This window comes from Synechococcus sp. CS-1329 (assembly GCF_025128055.1).
In the GTDB taxonomy this organism is placed as follows: Bacteria; Cyanobacteriota; Cyanobacteriia; order PCC-6307; family Cyanobiaceae; genus Regnicoccus_A.
In genome coordinates this window covers 1-14,213 of sequence record NZ_JAHLYS010000006.1, presented here as the reverse complement: position 1 = coordinate 14,213, position 14,213 = coordinate 1, and the positions used below count along the sequence as shown (strand labels likewise).

The 14,213-nt window shown below is 64.4% G+C and carries 19 protein-coding genes and 1 pseudogene; 7 read left to right on the top strand and 13 right to left on the bottom strand.

Annotated elements, in window-relative coordinates; all coding sequences use genetic code 11:
* Positions 1-306: 306 nt before the first annotated feature.
* The gene (locus tag KQ304_RS00845; RefSeq protein WP_259735238.1) at positions 307-1,119 is read right to left on the bottom strand and encodes an ABC transporter permease; all 813 of its coding nucleotides are present in this window, start codon (positions 1,117-1,119) and stop codon (positions 307-309) included.
* On the bottom strand, positions 1,116-1,766 hold the full coding sequence (locus tag KQ304_RS00840) for an ATP-binding cassette domain-containing protein (protein ID WP_259735237.1): 651 nt from the start codon (positions 1,764-1,766) through the stop codon (positions 1,116-1,118). The genes KQ304_RS00845 and KQ304_RS00840 overlap by 4 nt, the downstream gene beginning before the upstream one ends.
* A gap of 187 nt (positions 1,767-1,953) precedes the next feature.
* Here KQ304_RS00840 and KQ304_RS00835 point away from each other — a divergent pair, with 187 nt between their 5' ends.
* Together KQ304_RS00835 and KQ304_RS00830 are read left to right on the top strand one after the other, a co-directional pair.
* A complete protein-coding gene (locus tag KQ304_RS00835) occupies positions 1,954-2,631 on the top strand; it encodes a peroxiredoxin-like family protein (protein ID WP_259735239.1) in 678 nt (225 codons plus the stop codon).
* 68 nt (positions 2,632-2,699) lie between these two features.
* Entirely contained in the window at positions 2,700-2,873 is a 174-nt protein-coding gene (locus tag KQ304_RS00830) for a hypothetical protein (protein WP_259735236.1), read from the top strand.
* 228 nt (positions 2,874-3,101) lie between these two features.
* On the opposite strand, the gene KQ304_RS00825 is transcribed toward KQ304_RS00830, so the two are convergent.
* Positions 3,102-3,257: a hypothetical protein gene (locus KQ304_RS00825; protein ID WP_259735235.1), complete on the bottom strand. Its 156-nt coding sequence runs from the start codon at positions 3,255-3,257 to the stop codon at positions 3,102-3,104.
* Between the two features lie 225 nt (positions 3,258-3,482).
* Here KQ304_RS00825 and KQ304_RS00820 point away from each other — a divergent pair, with 225 nt between their 5' ends.
* Positions 3,483-3,662, top strand: coding sequence for a hypothetical protein (locus tag KQ304_RS00820; RefSeq protein WP_259735234.1), 180 nt, complete (start codon positions 3,483-3,485; stop codon positions 3,660-3,662).
* Between the two features lie 148 nt (positions 3,663-3,810).
* Here KQ304_RS00820 and KQ304_RS00815 read toward each other — a convergent pair whose 3' ends face one another.
* From KQ304_RS00815 to KQ304_RS00790, 6 genes are all read right to left on the bottom strand, one after another.
* Positions 3,811-4,002 carry a hypothetical protein gene (locus tag KQ304_RS00815; RefSeq protein WP_259735233.1) on the bottom strand — a complete coding sequence of 64 codons (192 nt, stop codon included), beginning with the start codon at positions 4,000-4,002 and terminating at the stop codon, positions 3,811-3,813.
* A gap of 71 nt (positions 4,003-4,073) precedes the next feature.
* Positions 4,074-6,353, bottom strand: coding sequence for an ATP-dependent RecD-like DNA helicase (locus tag KQ304_RS00810; RefSeq protein WP_259735232.1), 2,280 nt, complete (start codon positions 6,351-6,353; stop codon positions 4,074-4,076).
* 11 nt (positions 6,354-6,364) lie between these two features.
* A complete protein-coding gene (locus KQ304_RS00805) occupies positions 6,365-6,610 on the bottom strand; it encodes a hypothetical protein (RefSeq protein ID WP_259735231.1) in 246 nt (81 codons plus the stop codon).
* Between the two features lie 53 nt (positions 6,611-6,663).
* Complete coding sequence (locus KQ304_RS00800; protein WP_259735230.1) at positions 6,664-6,852, bottom strand: DUF1651 domain-containing protein; 189 nt, start codon at positions 6,850-6,852, stop codon at positions 6,664-6,666.
* Between the two features lie 104 nt (positions 6,853-6,956).
* Complete coding sequence (locus KQ304_RS00795; RefSeq protein WP_259735229.1) at positions 6,957-7,475, bottom strand: DUF305 domain-containing protein; 519 nt, start codon at positions 7,473-7,475, stop codon at positions 6,957-6,959.
* A gap of 312 nt (positions 7,476-7,787) precedes the next feature.
* Positions 7,788-8,192, bottom strand: coding sequence for a heavy metal-responsive transcriptional regulator (locus KQ304_RS00790; RefSeq protein WP_259735228.1), 405 nt, complete (start codon positions 8,190-8,192; stop codon positions 7,788-7,790).
* 91 nt (positions 8,193-8,283) lie between these two features.
* Between KQ304_RS00790 and KQ304_RS00785 the strand changes: the two genes are divergently transcribed.
* Together KQ304_RS00785 and KQ304_RS00780 are read left to right on the top strand one after the other, a co-directional pair.
* On the top strand, positions 8,284-8,814 hold the full coding sequence (locus KQ304_RS00785) for an IS5 family transposase (RefSeq protein WP_259735227.1): 531 nt from the start codon (positions 8,284-8,286) through the stop codon (positions 8,812-8,814).
* Between the two features lie 12 nt (positions 8,815-8,826).
* Positions 8,827-9,123 (top strand): transposase, encoded by a 297-nt coding sequence (locus KQ304_RS00780; protein WP_259735226.1) that lies wholly within the window; start codon positions 8,827-8,829, stop codon positions 9,121-9,123.
* Here the strand turns inward: KQ304_RS00780 and KQ304_RS00775 are convergent.
* Positions 9,071-9,571 (bottom strand): annotated as a pseudogene (locus KQ304_RS00775) (transposase); the annotation flags it as partial. The gene KQ304_RS00780 and the pseudogene KQ304_RS00775 sit on opposite strands and share 53 nt — an antisense overlap.
* 47 nt (positions 9,572-9,618) lie before the next feature.
* Complete coding sequence (locus tag KQ304_RS00770; protein ID WP_259735225.1) at positions 9,619-10,269, bottom strand: ISAs1 family transposase; 651 nt, start codon at positions 10,267-10,269, stop codon at positions 9,619-9,621.
* Between the two features lie 52 nt (positions 10,270-10,321).
* Between KQ304_RS00770 and KQ304_RS00765 the strand changes: the two genes are divergently transcribed.
* Both KQ304_RS00765 and KQ304_RS00760 read left to right on the top strand, forming a co-directional pair.
* Positions 10,322-10,492, top strand: coding sequence for a hypothetical protein (locus KQ304_RS00765; protein ID WP_259735224.1), 171 nt, complete (start codon positions 10,322-10,324; stop codon positions 10,490-10,492).
* Between the two features lie 371 nt (positions 10,493-10,863).
* Positions 10,864-12,966 (top strand): cation-translocating P-type ATPase, encoded by a 2,103-nt coding sequence (locus KQ304_RS00760; protein ID WP_259735223.1) that lies wholly within the window; start codon positions 10,864-10,866, stop codon positions 12,964-12,966.
* A 349-nt stretch (positions 12,967-13,315) separates the two neighbouring features.
* Here KQ304_RS00760 and cadR read toward each other — a convergent pair whose 3' ends face one another.
* Both cadR and KQ304_RS13660 read right to left on the bottom strand, forming a co-directional pair.
* A complete protein-coding gene (cadR, locus tag KQ304_RS00755) occupies positions 13,316-13,732 on the bottom strand; it encodes a Cd(II)/Pb(II)-responsive transcriptional regulator (RefSeq protein ID WP_259735222.1) in 417 nt (138 codons plus the stop codon).
* Between the two features lie 103 nt (positions 13,733-13,835).
* Positions 13,836-14,039 carry a hypothetical protein gene (locus KQ304_RS13660; protein WP_311133872.1) on the bottom strand — a complete coding sequence of 68 codons (204 nt, stop codon included), beginning with the start codon at positions 14,037-14,039 and terminating at the stop codon, positions 13,836-13,838.
* Positions 14,040-14,213 lie beyond the last annotated feature (174 nt).

Sequence of the window (14,213 nt, the reverse complement as noted above, 5' to 3'; positions counted from 1 at the left end):
CTGCAAGGTGAAGGTGCTGGCGGCTCTCTCCAACCTGTTCATGGCACGGCATGAACTGCTATGCAGCACATAATTGGGGGCGTGGTGTACTCATTTTGGGAAAGCGCTACCCCAAATGAGCGAAATTCAGCATCCAAATCAATGAAACCGAGCTGATCTACGCTCGATCAGCGATCAAAATGGTTACCAGAGACAATCAAGGCCAGGCGCGCTCCTTGAACCCTTGTTGTCCAGAGCTTCCCTAGCTCCTGTGGATCGTGCAGGCGTAGGAGCGAGCGGACTTCTTTCCTGCCGCAGGGGGAGGCCCTACCCGCCAACGTTGCGCAAACGATCGAGCCGGAGTTGATGGTCGGCGCTGGTGAGCCTCCTGTAGGCCAGGCCAACGACACCGAACACCCCCAGCGCCGTTGCCGAAGCGATCATGAACAGGATCACGATCTGGTAGCGAACAGCCGCCTCCGGCGCAGCCCCCTGGAGGATCTGGCCAGTCATCATCCCCGGCAGGCTCACCAGCCCCATCACCATCATCGAATTGATCGTGGGGATCATCGCCACGCGGATGGCATCGCGCACCACCTCCTGGCAGGCCTCCCAACGGGTCGCCCCCAGGGCCAGGGCCGTCTCCACCCGATCACGCCCGTTGCGCAACCCCTCCATGAAGCGATCGAGTCCCAGGGAGATGCCGTTGAGCGTGTTGCCCAGCACCATCCCCAGCAGGGGAATCAGGTATTGGGGGTTGTACCAGGGCTGGGGCTGGATCAGCCCTGCCACCGCCAGGCCAGTCACCAGCGCCGAGGAGGCCATCACCGACAGCAGGCTGTTGAGGTAGATGCCAGCGAAGCGGCGCCGGGTGCGCTGAACGGACGAAACCCCGGCGATCATGGCCATCGCCGCCCCCACCAGCACGATCAGCGGTGCATGGTCCTGGCGGAACAGCCACTCGAGCACGAAGCCCACCAGCAGCAGCTGCACCACCATGCGCAGGGAGGCCAGCAGCAGACTGCGAGCCAGGCCCAGGCGCAGCGCCGCCGAAAGCCCCACGTTCACCAGGATCAGCAGGGCAGAAAGCGCCAGGCGGCCATCACTGATCGTCAGGGCTCCGGAACTCGAGGGGGTCATGGACGGAGCTCCAGGGTGCGGCTGGCGAAGCGTTGGATCTGCTCGCTGTCGTGGCTGGTGAACACGGCGGCGCGGGGGCCGGCGGCGAGCCACTCATTCAGCAGGGCCTCGAGCGCGGCGGTGGTGGCCCCATCAAGGGAAGCGCTGGGTTCATCCAGCAGCAGCACGGTGGGATCGAATTGCAGGGCCCGCAGCAGCGCCATCAGCTGCAGCTCGCCGCCAGAGAGCCGCTCGGCGTCGTAGGCCAGGAACGATGGATCACGCCCCAGGGCTGCCAACCAGCCCGTGATCCGCTCGCGCCGCCAGCCCCCACGCCCGCGCAACTCCTGGAATGTCCAAGGTGAGCGCAGGTTCGCCTCCACCGTTCCCCCATGGGCGACGGGCCGCTGGGTGAGGTAGAGCACCATCGAGCGCCAGCGGGGTAAACCCCAGGCTGTCGGCGTGCGCCCCTGCAGGCTGATCGTGCCGTCCTGCAGAGGATCGAGCATGGCCAGGGCGCGCAGCAACAGGGTCTTGCCCGCCCCCGAGGGCGCCACCAGCCCCAGGAGCTCACCGGCGGCCAGCTCCAGATCGAGTTGGCTCCAGAGGAGTCGATCCCCCAGCTGGCGCTTGAGACCCTCGGCGCGCAGGAGCAGGGGGCGGTCCAAGGCGGGGTACCAAGCCAGAACTCACTTTGATTGAAGCCGAGGCGTTCCTGATGCGGGCGACGATGGTTCCAGACGTGAGCGACCCCTGCCCGTGACCAACCCCTTGCCTCTGGCCGACCCAACAGGAGGTGAGCCCCGACCGGACGCTGCAGCCTTGCTGCTGGATCGGCTAGCGACGGTGGGGGGAATGGAGAAGGGCCGCCGCCGGCTGGTGCTCCTGCTCCCCCAGCTGGGCGATTTCGACAGCATTGAATACGCCCAGGCCCTGGTGGCGGTATGGCCGCAGCTGGAGGCCGCCGGCATCGCCGTGCTGGCCATCGGCATCGGTGATGAGGCCAGCCGCCAGCGCTTCTGCGCCTTCACCGGCTTTCCGAGCGAGCGGCTGCAGGTGGACGCTGAACCCCAGCTGCATCGGGCCCTGGGGCTCTACGAAGGCCTGCGGCAGATCGGCGGCCCCTGGCCGAACCTGCTGCTGATGTGCGCCGGGATCGGCTCCCCCGGCACCCTGGCCGAGGTGCTGCGGGGCTACACGGGCGATCGCAGCGCTCCCCAGCGCATCGCCGACGACGAGACCATCCAGGCGGGCCCCCTGCCGCCGATCCGGGGGTCGTTCTTCGCCAGAGCTGGCGGCCGTGGCTTCCAGCGGCCCTTCGAGCTGGCCACGGTGCGGCTGCGCAACATGAGCGAAGTGCTGGGCCACTGGCGCACCTACGTGCCCCGCGACGACTTCCTCACCCAGCGGGGCGGCACCTTCCTCCTGGAGGCCGACGACACGCTTCTGTACAGCTACCGGGACCGCGGCATTCTCGGATTCTCGGAAACCATGGCCAGGCCGCTCAGTTTCCTGGATGCTTTCCTCGGCTGATTCCTGTGCCTGGAACGCCTCCTGTAGCCCAGCTGCAGGAGAATGCAAGGCCAGATCCAAGTTCACCGATGTCACTGATTCCCCGCTGGCGCTACATGACCGATGAGTCGAAGGCGCTCACCAAGCGGACGGCCGTCTCTGCCTTGGTGGTTCTGCTGGTCTTTGTGGTCTTGCGGTCGTTGGTTCCCTGGGTGCTTGTCGGCCTGGTGGCCTGGTGGATTTGGAAGGCAGTCAGCAAGTAAGGCTCCCCCCACTGTCAGGAGAGAAGTCCGCTCAACACGTCCGCCGCTGCTGAGCCTGGCGGCGATGGGCGTTCCCCAGGCCCAGGGCAGCCAAGGCCTCAGGGAAATCCGTTGACGATCCCATGGCTGTCATCAATCGATCGGTGATCCCTGGATGTTCGCGCCTGGCGCCTCCCCTGTAAGCGCGGGATGCCGGAAGGCGTGCCCCACTCTCAGGTGGCTCAAGGATCAGCGGCACTCCTTCTCCTGACGGGACACTTCGGAGGACCAGGTGCCGCAGTTGACCCAGCGCACCATCCCCAGCTCCACGTCGGTGAACAGCACAAGACCGCCGAGAAAGAGAAACGCGACCGCCGTGCCTGAGAGGAGGTTGCCAACTGTCATGGAACCAGTGTTCAGCTCGAACCATTGTGGCTGCTGCCACCCACCCAGCGGTTGGAGGCCTGAAGGGCTCTGAGCCGCGCTCCCTTCCCATGCCAAGGGGCCAGAACCGTGACTCACGACACAGTTCAGTGTATTGAGCTACAGACAAATCAGGGCCAGCCCTGGGGCGATAGCGATTATCGTTGAAGTGAGGATCAGATTCCACGCTTCTCCCAGTCCCACCCAATGTCCAAAGCCCCCACCAGCCCTGCCCGCGAACAAGCCCTTCGGGACTCGCTCCTCGTCCGTTTTGCCTCCGCTGCCGCAGCTGGCAACATCGACATCAAAAAGGCCCTCAACCGCGAAGCCACCTACTTGGGCATTCAGCTCAACAAGATCGACGTCTCGACGCCTGGCCTCCACTGAAGCTGGAGCAGGCAACCACAGGCCTCAGCAAAGCTGCACTTAACTTTGCACTTCCAGAAGTGCAGTAATCCTCAAAGCTGTTGTGCCGCAACGGCACAATTCCCCTATGGCGGGCGCTCCCAGCAGCGGAAGCCAACGGTGTTGGTGCTCACCACCAGGTTGAATCAACTGCCACCATCGCCGCCTGGCTCTGCTTGACCCACAACTCCCAGGCCTCCGCCTCGCTGATGGCCGGGTTGCGGGGAAAGGTCTTGCCGGCGCGGAACAACGGCTCCAGCAGCCGCCACACTCCAGGCCAGTCGGCCGGCTCAAAAGGCCGAATCTGCAGCGGGGATGCCACCGGGCCCGGGAGCTGGTGGACATCACCGTGGCCTTGGCCGTCCCTTGTTAATCAGGTTGACAGCTGATGGATCAGCCCAGCCACTCCGCCAATTTGGTGTAGCGCCTCCTGCCCAGGTGGTTCTTCACCGCCATCGCCAGCGCCTTTCTCTGACCCACCAGCACCACCAGCTGCTTGCCTCTGGTGATGCCGGTGTACACCAGATTGCGCTGCAGCATCGCGTAGTGCTGGGTGAGCAAAGGGATCACCACGGCAGGATATTCGCTGCCCTGGCTCTTGTGGATCGTGCAGGCGTAGGCGGGCACCAGGTTGTCGAGTTCGCCCCAGCCGTAGGTCACCTCACGCCCGTCAAATCGCACCGTCAGTTCACTGGCATCGGCATCGATCGTCTCCACCGTGCCCACATCACCGTTGAACACCTCCTTCTCGTAGTCGTTGGCCACCTGCATCACCTTGTCGGCCGGTGCGAACCGCCAGCCGAAACGCTCCACCTGCTCAGGTGGATCGGGGTTGAGCAGGTGCTGCAGCTCGATGTTGAGCGACCGTGACCCGCAACCACCGCGCGCCATCGGGCAGAGCACCTGCACCTGGGCGATCGGATCGAGGCCAAAGCGGGCCGGGATGCGCTCGCCCACCACCTTGAGGATCAGGGCCACCGCCTGCTCGGGTGTTTCCGCAGGCAGGAAATAGAAGTCGGTGGTGGACTCAGCCGGCGGCGGCCGCAGATCGGGGATGGTGCCGGCGTTGATGGCGTGGGCGGTGGTGATGATGCGGCTGGAGGCCGCCTGCCGGAACACCTCCGTCAGCCGGGCCACCGGCAGCGCGCCGCTGTTGATCAGATCGGCGAGCACCTGGCCGGGCCCCACCGAGGGCAGCTGGTCCACATCGCCCACCAGCAGCAGGGCCGCCTCGGCTGGGAGGGCGTCCAGCAGGGAGGCCATCAACGGCACATCCACCATGGAGGTTTCATCCACCACCAGCAGGTCGCACTCCAGCGGCAGTTCGGCGTTGCGCTTGAAGCCAAAGGCCGCCGGGTCGAACTCCAGCAGCCGGTGGATCGTCTTGGCCTCCAGGCCAGTGGTTTCGCCCATCCGCTTGGCGGCACGACCGGTGGGGGCGCAGAGCAGGATGCGCAGCTTCTTGGCCGCCAGGATGCGCAGGATGGCGTTGATCAAGGTGGTCTTCCCCACCCCCGGCCCGCCGGTGATCACCAGCACCTTGCTGGCCAGGGCCTGCTCCACCGCTGCCTTCTGGCTGGCGGCCAGCTCCAGGCCGAGGCGTTGCTCCACCCAGGGGATGGCTTTGGCGGCCTCAATGCTTCCCCAGGGCGGGCAGCCCACCGCCAGCGCCTGGAGGGACGCCGCGATGCGGCGCTCATCACGATGCAGATGGGCAAGGAAGATCGCAGGCTCACCGGCCAGGGTGTCGGCCACCACGGAGCCCTCGGCCAGCTCCAGGTCCAGGGCGCTCTCGATCAGCCCCGCCTCAAGGGGTACCCGACTGGTGGCGCCGCTCTCATCGAGTGCTCCGCTTGGCCGCTCCACCGCCAGCAGCTCACCGGCTAGCTGGAGCAGCTCGGCGGCAGGCAGGCCGCAGTGCCCATCGCCGCTGGCCTCCAGCAGCGCGTAGCTGATGCCGGCGCGCAGACGGATCATCGCCTCGGGCTTGATGCCCAGCCGCGCGGCGATCGCATCAGCCGTGCGGAAGCCGATGCCGCGGATATCGCGCGCCAGCCGGTAGGGGTTCTCGGCCATCACCTGCACGGCGTCATTGCCGTACGTCTTGAAGATCCGTACCGCCCGGGCCGTGCCAACGCCATGGCTGTGCAGGAAGACCATGATTTCGCGCACCACCTTCTGATCGGCCCAGGCCTGGCTGATCCGCTGACCCCGCACCGGGCCGATGCCGGGCACCTCCCGCAGCCGCTCGGGGGCCTGCTCGATCACCTCGAACACCTGATCGCCGAACACTGCCACGAGCTTGCTGGCGTAGATCGGGCCGATGCCGCGGATCATTCCTGAGCCCAGGTACTTCTCGATCCCCTCGGCGGTGGTGGGCGCTGAGGCCCTGAGGAAGGAGGCCTTGAACTGCTGGCCGTGCTCCCGGCTGTTCACCCAGGTACCGCTCAGCGTCACCCATTCGCCGGCACTGATCTCAGCGGCATGGCCCACCACCGTCACCAGATCGCGGTGGCCGCGGGCCTTGATGCGCAGCACGCAGAATCCGTTCTCGGCGTTGTGGAAGGTGACGCGCTCGATCGAGCCCGCCAGCACCTCGGTGGGCTGCGGGCTGGCCTGGGCCGGATCGCTGGGAGACGGGCGTGGCAGGGCGGGTGTGGCCTGTGGGCTCACCTTTGCAGGCTTCAGCCTTGCGGGTGGCGCAGGGTGCGCCAGCTGCCGCTCTCGGTGCTCACCTCCAAACCAAGCCCCACCTGGGTGTCTGGTGCGCCAGCGGGTTGCTGCTGCTGCCACCAGCGGATGGCAAACGACCAAGCCTCCTCAATCGAGTCGAAGTGCTCATCAAGCTCAAGGTGCGGTTGGCCGTGATGGTCCACCAAGCGATAGCACCGGGATTGACGGCTGCTGCTGATCGGCAAGGAGGTGGCCATCGGTTCAGAGCTCAGCTTGGTGGGGGGTGGATCGGTTTGGGGGATGGTGACGATCACCACTGGGGGCTGCAGGGGCTCCAGCCCGCCTTGCGTTTCTCAGCCCACAGCTTGAGGGCCTCAGCCCGGCTCAGCTCTCGGCGTGATTTCAGCAACAGGATCTCCTGATCGGGGAGCAACTCGCCGGTGCTGATCTCCAGCCGTTGGTAGGTGCGCTCCCAGCGGGTCGGGCAGAAGTGCAGCAACTGGCGGCCATGGCTCAGTCAGTCCCTCAGCACAGGGCGGGGATCAGGGAAAGGAGTAAACGTCATGCAGAAGTAGGTGGGAGGGCTGGGAGGTGATCCCAAACTCAAGACGCTCCGTACCAGCTGCGGTACCACTGGGACATCTGCTGGATTTCATCGCTCTGCACCCGCACCATGGCCTGTTGCAACTGACGAAGCTCCGGGTGCTGGGAATTGGTCTGGGCCATCGAGGCCATCATCACGCCCATCTGGTGGTGGGGAATCATCTGCTCGATGAAGGCACGGTCGAAGTCCGGGGCTGCGCTCAGGGCAGAGAGGTTCGTCCACCCGCCCATGGCGCCCCCACCCATACCTCCACCCATGCCCATTCCCATCCCCATGCCCATTCCCCCCTGCCAACCCCAGCCTGTGCCCGGTCCCCAACTGGGCACATCTTTGTCGTACCACTGCTTATACCAGGCACGCATCTGGGCGTTCTCGCGGGTCTGACTGGCCTTGATGCTCTTCGCCAGGGCCTTGATCTCGGGCCGCTTGGCGCGGGTGAGGGCGAGATCGGCCATGGCGATCGCCCCATCGTGGTGGGGGATCATCATCACGATGAACTGCTGATCCGAATAGCCCATCCCCATCTGACCCGGGCCACCCAAGCCTCCTCCATACCCGGGCATGCCTGGTCCTCCTCCAGTTCCATGCATGCCTGCACCGCCCCAACCCTGGGACATGCACCGGGTGCCAGCCCAAAGGGAGACCGTGATGATGCCTCCCGTGGCCAGCACCACAAGGGCTGGCCGTCCGAAGAGTCTTCGGGGTGAATCGTTGTTGGCCATCGTTTCGCCACCGCTCGCTTACCGTCCATCTCCAAGGTGGGCATGGGCTAGCAAGTGGCTTGACAATTCAGCCGAATGTTCACGGGACCTCCGCCGGCCGGGGGCTGCTCAGACGTTGAGATTCGGGCAGATCACGGCCGTGTTCGGCGCTGGATCGCTTTGCCAGTTCTGCAGCAGGCTTTGCAGTTCCCTCCTGAACAGACGCAGCTCCCGCAGCCTTCCGTCCACCAGATCGATCTGCCGTTGGAGCTGCCGCTGGATATCGCCGCAGGGGAGCTCACCGGCATCGTGCACCGCCAGACACTCCTGAATTTCATCAAGAGTCAGACCGAGGCTCTTGAGCCGCCGGATGAAGTCCAGGCGCCGCAGGCTCTCCTCAGCGAACAGGCGGTAACCGCCTTCGCTGCGGCCCACCGCCGGCAGGAGGCCGAGATCTTCGTAGTAGCGGAGGGTCTTGATCGGCAGGCCACTGCGGATGGCGAGGGCCCCGATCTTCATGCCAACGGCTGTCATGGGCTTGACTCTCCTTCTATGGGGAGACTCTAAGGAACCCCTGAAAAACCCTATAGAATCAACCCAGATCCAAGACTGAGACTGGGAACGGATGGCAACACCCCCCCAGCTGGGTTTCACGGACTACGAGCAGACCTACGCCAAGGAGAGGACACGTCGCCAGCGTTTCCTTGATGAAATGGAAGCCACAGTTCCTTGGGAATCATTCCTGGCTCTGATCCAGCCTGTTTACTACAAGCCCACTGCCAAGGGCGGGCGACCTCCTTTCCCTTTGGAGGTGATGCTGCGAATCCACCTCCTGCAGCTGTGGTTTACACTCTCCGACCCATTGATGGAGGAGATGCTGATCGACACCCCCTGCTTCCGCCGCTTTGCCGGTATCGACATGATCGAGGGCCGGATCCCTGACGAGACAACGATCCTCAACTTCCGTCACCTACTGGAAGAGCACCAGATCGCGGAGCAGATCCTGGAGAGTGTGAACCAGAACCTGAGCGAGAAGGGCGTGATGCTCAAGGAGGGGACGATCCTCGATGCAACGATCATCAATGCGCCCAGCTCCACCAAGAACAAGAAGGGCGAGAGGGATCCTGAGATGCACTCGGTCGCCAAGGGCAAGTAGTGGTTCTTTGGGATGCGCTGCCACATCGGCGTTGACAGCACCTCTGGATTGGTCCACTCCGTGGTGAGCACGGCAGCCAATATCCACGAATTGAACACAGCGGCCGATCGAGTCCATGGAGAGGAGCGCGTGATCTATGGCGATGCTGGCCACATCGGCATTGAGAAGCGTGATGCGTTCAAGGACTGCGAGGCTGAGATGCGTATAGCCATGAAGCCCGGACAGCGCCGGGTGCCCCAAGGGCTGATTCAAAGTCTTAGCTCAAGCTTGGTTCTGGCTTTCTCGTCGCCATCGCCAATAGCGCCGTGATGTCGTGAGTGACGGCCTGCATGCCCGCTCGGATCGACTGAAATCCAGCCAGCCTGAGCAGGTTGAGGGCTGCGGTCCGTAGCGTCGCCATCGCTCCGGCGCCTTTGCCCCGGTAGCGGTGGGCATCCTCATGCAGCTGGGTGTCACGGATCCAGTGCCAGCCCTCAATGCTCCAGCGGTCGCGCACCAGTTGCAGCAAGGCTTCTGGGGTGGTGCGCAAGCTGGTGAGGAAGAAATGGGTCTGCCGGAAGGTCTTGCCGTCGCGAATGCCGACGGCGATCACTTTCACGATCCAGCTGGTGCCGCTCCATGCCTCACGGATGTGCTCCGGTGCCTGTTTGGCGCGGAGCGTCCAGGTCATGGCACGACCATGACCCTCCTCGAAAACACTCGCCTCAACAGGGATGTGGCGTTTCCCCTGGAACTGGCATCGGATCTGGCGATGCCGTGTCTTCTGGTTGGCTTACTCCTTCTGAGAAGCCTTCGGCTACACCGTCAGGAGGAAGTCGGCCCCCTGCTCCTGGAGCTGCCCGTAAACGGTTTCTGGGTGTGGAGGGCATCCGCCTGGATCAGCACCCCCTCCAGTTCGAGCTCGCCCAGCAGCTGCTTGAGTACCGCTCGCTGGTGGTTTTCGCCGGTGGCGTAACAGGCCTGGCTGATCGCCACTCCCAAAGCGGCTGAGTAGAGCGTCACCTGGGCAATGAACGCTGAACCACCACCGGCAGTGGGCTCGATCAAACCCCGCAGCGTCTTGCCATCACACACCAGCTGATCGAGATCCGCTGCACCACCAGGGATCTGGGCGATCGTCCAGTCACAGATGGACGCGCACAAGGCTGCGACATCCACCTGCAGGAAGAAGTAGCGGAACGCCGAATCCGATGGGGGCCGCCGCAGTTCAAGGCCCAGCTGCTTAGAGAGCACCGAATGGTGGCGCCGAGCAAACCGCTCCAGATCCCGCAGGCTCTGGCAACCGCTCAGGATCCCGAGCACCGCCACCAGCAGCAGATACCAGGCCGGGATGCGGACCCCACGCCGCATGCGGGCATCCGGTATCGCCTGCAGGTAACTGATCAGATCAAGATCAGTTGCGGCAGAAGCGGTTTCGGGCACAGGGAGAAGGCGATACCACCGAGCAAACCCCATGCTGGCAGCTCAGGCCAGAGCACCTGTGACACACTTTGAATCAGCCCTGGAATTGGAGGCGTGTCAGAACCTGCTGGATCAACGCAATGCCCTGGCCGAGCAGGCCATGAAGGCCGAAATCGCCCTGGTTCGAACCATCCGCGAACGAATCTGCCCGATCCTCAGCCAGCAGGCCGATGGGGCCAATGCCAACGACCGCAACGAGCTGACCATCGACTACTAGGCCCTGATCGACTGCCGCCCCAAGGGGGAAGAACAGCTGCTGCGCAGCCAGCGGATTCTCTACGTCAACCGACAGCAGTTCAGGTTCTACACGGCGACTGGAGCCAATTTGGCCCGGCAGGCCGATGGGCTGGATCAGGAGTTGCGGGATCGGGAGTGTTCCCAGCTGCATTGATCTACAGCCTGCGGGCAAATGGCCCGCCCAGACCCTTGACCCTGAAGTAACTACAGGCTGTTTGCTGGGGTCTGGATGACAGGACCATGGCGGAACATTGCTGCAGCAGCGGAACCAGCGGACAGAAGGCCGGAGCCACCACGGAACCGCAGCCGGAGCCGGCAAGCGCCAGAGAAGCGCTGTTTCGGATCAGCGCAATGGATTGCGCCACGGAGGAAGGCGAGATCCGCCATGCCCTCGCAGGTGTTGACGGCATCCGCGGCCTGAGGTTCCTGCTCGCCGAGCGGGTTCTGGCGATCGATGCCGAAGCGGCCGCGCTGAGCTCCGCCCTTGCTGCGATCCGCCGGCTGGGGTTCAACCCGGAGCCGATCAGCCCGGATCACCGGCCGGCCGCCGCCCAGACCCGCGCTGAAGGGCGCCGTGAACGGCTCCGCCTGGCGGGATCCCTGGCGCTGGCGATCACGGCGGAGCTCCTGCATCTGGTCGTTCCCCCCTTCCCGGGCCATGGGCTGCTGGAAGGCGGGATCGCCATCACCGCGATCGCCCTGGCGGGCTTCTCCGTGTTTCGCAAGGGCCTCGCGGCCCTGCGCCAAGGCCGGCTGAACATCAATGCGCTGATGAGCGTGGCGGTCACGGGCGCCTTCCTGATCGGCCGCTTCCCGGAAGCCGCCATGGTGATGGCGCTCTATGCCGTGGCCGAGGCGATCGAAGCGCGGGCGGTGGAGCGGGCTCGCCAGGCGATCACCAGCCTGATGGCCCTGGCCCCCGATGAGGCGGAGATCCGCCAGAGCGATGGCCGCTGGCAACGCGTGCCGGCCAGTGCTGTGGCCATCGGCGATGTGGTGCGGGTCCGCCCGGGAGAACGGCTGCCGCTCGATGGCACGGTGATCAGCGGCGAGAGTGCGATCAACCAGGCCCCGATCACTGGCGAAAGCCTGCCGGTCGACAAAGGCCCAGGTGATGCGGTGTTTGCGGGCACGATCAACCAGGGCGGCGCCTTGGAAATCCAGGTGACGGCGCCCGCCTCGCTCAGCACCCTGGCGCGCATCATCCAGGCCGTGGAGGAAGCCCAGGCCTCCCGTGCCCCGATCCAGCGTTTCGTCGATCGTTTTGCGGCCCGTTACACCCCGGCGGTGTTCGTGGTGGCCCTGGCTGTCGCCCTGCTGGCGCCGCCCTTGCTGGGATTCACCCCACTCCAGGCGATCTACAAGGCACTGGTGCTGCTGGTGATCGCCTGCCCCTGCGCGCTGGTGATCGCCACCCCGGTCACGGTGGTGAGCGGCCTGGCCACCGCCGCCCGCCGCGGCATCATCATCAAAGGTGGCCTCTACATCGAGGAGGCCCGCAAGATCAAGGCGCTGGCCCTCGACAAGACCGGAACGATCACCCTGGGCCAGCCCAAGCTGGTGGCCTTCTCCTCACGGCGAGAAGGGGCGGACGCTGGCGCTCTGAAACAGCTGGCCAGCAGCCTGGCGGAGCGCTCCGACCATCCGGTGTCGCGGGCGGTGGCCGCCGGCCTAGATGGCGAGCGGCTGGCTGTGGAGGCCTTCGAGGCCCTGCCGGGGCGCGGGGTGCGGGGCGTGATTGCGGGGCGGCCACTGATGCTGGCCAATCACCGCTGGATCGAGGAGCTGGGGCTTTGCTCCAGCGACCTGGAAGCATCGATGCAGGTTCACGAGCGCCAGGGCCATTCGCTCAGCCTGCTGGCCGATGACAGCGGCGTGCTCGCCCTGATCGCCGTCGCCGACACCGTTCGGCCCAGCTCCGCGGCCGCCATGGAGGCCCTGCGGGCCCTCGGCGTCACCCCGGTGATGCTCACGGGTGACAACGCAGCCACCGCCGGCGCGATTGCGTCCTTGGCCGGCATCGAGCAAGTGCGGAGCAACCTGCTGCCGCAAGAGAAGCTCGAGGCGGTGGCCGCCCTGCAGACCCGCTATGGATTCGCGGCCATGGCCGGCGATGGCATCAACGATGCGCCGGCTCTGGCCCAGGCGGACATCGGTTTTGCGATGGGGGCAGCCGGCACCCACATCGCCATTGAAGCTGCCGATGTGGTGATCATGAACGACGATCTGATGCGCGTACCTGAAACGATCGCACTCTCTCGCCGCACCTTCCGAATCCTGCGCCAGAACATTGTGCTGGCACTGGGAATCAAGGCCATTTTTCTGGTGCTCACCGTGGCCGGAAATGCCACGATGTGGATGGCGGTCTTTGCGGACATGGGCACCAGCCTGATCGTGATCGCCAATGGCCTGCGGCTGCTGCGCAGGCCCAATCTCCTCCCCCTTCGTGGCTAAGCAGTCCTGGATCTCTCCTGGCTTGAGTCTCCCCTTAGTGGAGGGTGTACGGCGGCTGTGTCATTTGATTACTGTGTGATGATAATCACTTTTCTTACTTTACTCCATTTAGGTGGGATTACCTTCGGCTCCATGGCACTTCCCGCGCAGGCAAATGAATCGTCCGCGCGAACCAGTATCGGGCGGAATCGAGATTGCCATGAAGTTCTCGCGGCTGTCCCACAATAACCGGCAGGTGGCACACCTTATACGTGTGGATATTCCTCCTTCAGATAATTCAAGCCCGTCATGAACTGACATCACCAGGCTTGTAAGTTCTGCCAGTCTTCTGATCAACCACTGTGAATTTTCAAACGACTGGCTTTCTGCTTTCGGCGCAGCGATTCAGCTCGGCGAGAATACCGCAGATCTCCCACTGATCCGGTTGCCGGCAAAGCCCTCTGAGCTTCCGCAGCTGATCCTGGAGTTTGTGCAAATCATTCACGCGTGCATCGACCTCGGCGATCTTCTCGTCCAGCAGGCCATTCACCGTCAGACAGCTTCCGGACGGTGTGTCGAGCGCCCTGATCAGGATGCGTACCTCCTCCAGGCCCATGTCGAGGCTGCGGCAGTAGCGGATGAAGCGCAACTCCTCCACATGCCGCGGGGAATAAAGGCGGTAGTTGCCATCCGTGCGCTGCGGCACCGACAGCAGGTGCTCGCGTTCGTAATAGCGGATGGTTTCGATCTTCACCCCGGTGGACCGTGCCAACTCGCCGATCTGCATCGGTCCTTCCTCCCCGGTCGGTGGCAGACACTTATTCAGGACTCTAAGCCCTTGACCCTGTAGCCACTTTAGGCCTTTCAATAGCGGGATCTCCAACCTTCTCTCAGCCTGTGAGCAGCGCTACGCGATCCAAACCTCTCTCCAGCCGTCGGTCCGGCCAGGAGCCAAGCCGACCCTGGGTGCGGCTCAGCATGGCCGTGCTCGCCACGATCGGCCTGATCGACACCGGCTCGATCACCTCGAACACCTGATCGCCGAAGGTGGCCACCAGCCTGCTGGCGTAAATCGGGCCGATGCCGCGGATCATGCCCGAGCCCAGATACTTTTCGATGACCTCGGCGCCTGACTGCCCGACACTTCTCAATTGAGACAGTCATGCGACCGCCAGCTGCGCTGTTGGGTTTGGCAGTGGCGGCAGTTCCACCCGCGTGAACCAGGGCTGTTTCTGCCGCCGCTGCACGCCGCGGCTGGGAATGCAAGG

What these genes read in the sequence shown, in the direction of transcription:
- KQ304_RS00845 (WP_259735238.1), bottom strand. Translation starts at nt 1,119, where the DNA reads ATGACCCCCTCGAGTTCCGGAGCCCTGACGATCAGTGATGGCCGCCTG.
- KQ304_RS00835 (WP_259735239.1), top strand. Translation starts at nt 1,954, where the DNA reads ATGGAGAAGGGCCGCCGCCGGCTGGTGCTCCTGCTCCCCCAGCTGGGC.
- KQ304_RS00830 (WP_259735236.1), top strand. Translation starts at nt 2,700, where the DNA reads ATGTCACTGATTCCCCGCTGGCGCTACATGACCGATGAGTCGAAGGCG.
- KQ304_RS00825 (WP_259735235.1), bottom strand. Translation starts at nt 3,257, where the DNA reads ATGACAGTTGGCAACCTCCTCTCAGGCACGGCGGTCGCGTTTCTCTTT.
- KQ304_RS00820 (WP_259735234.1), top strand. Translation starts at nt 3,483, where the DNA reads ATGTCCAAAGCCCCCACCAGCCCTGCCCGCGAACAAGCCCTTCGGGAC.
- KQ304_RS00805 (WP_259735231.1), bottom strand. Translation starts at nt 6,610, where the DNA reads ATGGCCACCTCCTTGCCGATCAGCAGCAGCCGTCAATCCCGGTGCTAT.
- KQ304_RS00795 (WP_259735229.1), bottom strand. Translation starts at nt 7,475, where the DNA reads ATGGGCTATTCGGATCAGCAGTTCATCGTGATGATGATCCCCCACCAC.
- KQ304_RS00790 (WP_259735228.1), bottom strand. Translation starts at nt 8,192, where the DNA reads ATGACAGCCGTTGGCATGAAGATCGGGGCCCTCGCCATCCGCAGTGGC.
- KQ304_RS00785 (WP_259735227.1), top strand. Translation starts at nt 8,284, where the DNA reads ATGGCAACACCCCCCCAGCTGGGTTTCACGGACTACGAGCAGACCTAC.
- KQ304_RS00780 (WP_259735226.1), top strand. Translation starts at nt 8,827, where the DNA reads ATGCGCTGCCACATCGGCGTTGACAGCACCTCTGGATTGGTCCACTCC.
- KQ304_RS00770 (WP_259735225.1), bottom strand. Translation starts at nt 10,269, where the DNA reads ATGGGGTTTGCTCGGTGGTATCGCCTTCTCCCTGTGCCCGAAACCGCT.
- KQ304_RS00760 (WP_259735223.1), top strand. Translation starts at nt 10,864, where the DNA reads ATGGATTGCGCCACGGAGGAAGGCGAGATCCGCCATGCCCTCGCAGGT.
- cadR (WP_259735222.1), bottom strand. Translation starts at nt 13,732, where the DNA reads ATGCAGATCGGCGAGTTGGCACGGTCCACCGGGGTGAAGATCGAAACC.
- KQ304_RS13660 (WP_311133872.1), bottom strand. Translation starts at nt 14,039, where the DNA reads ATGATCCGCGGCATCGGCCCGATTTACGCCAGCAGGCTGGTGGCCACC.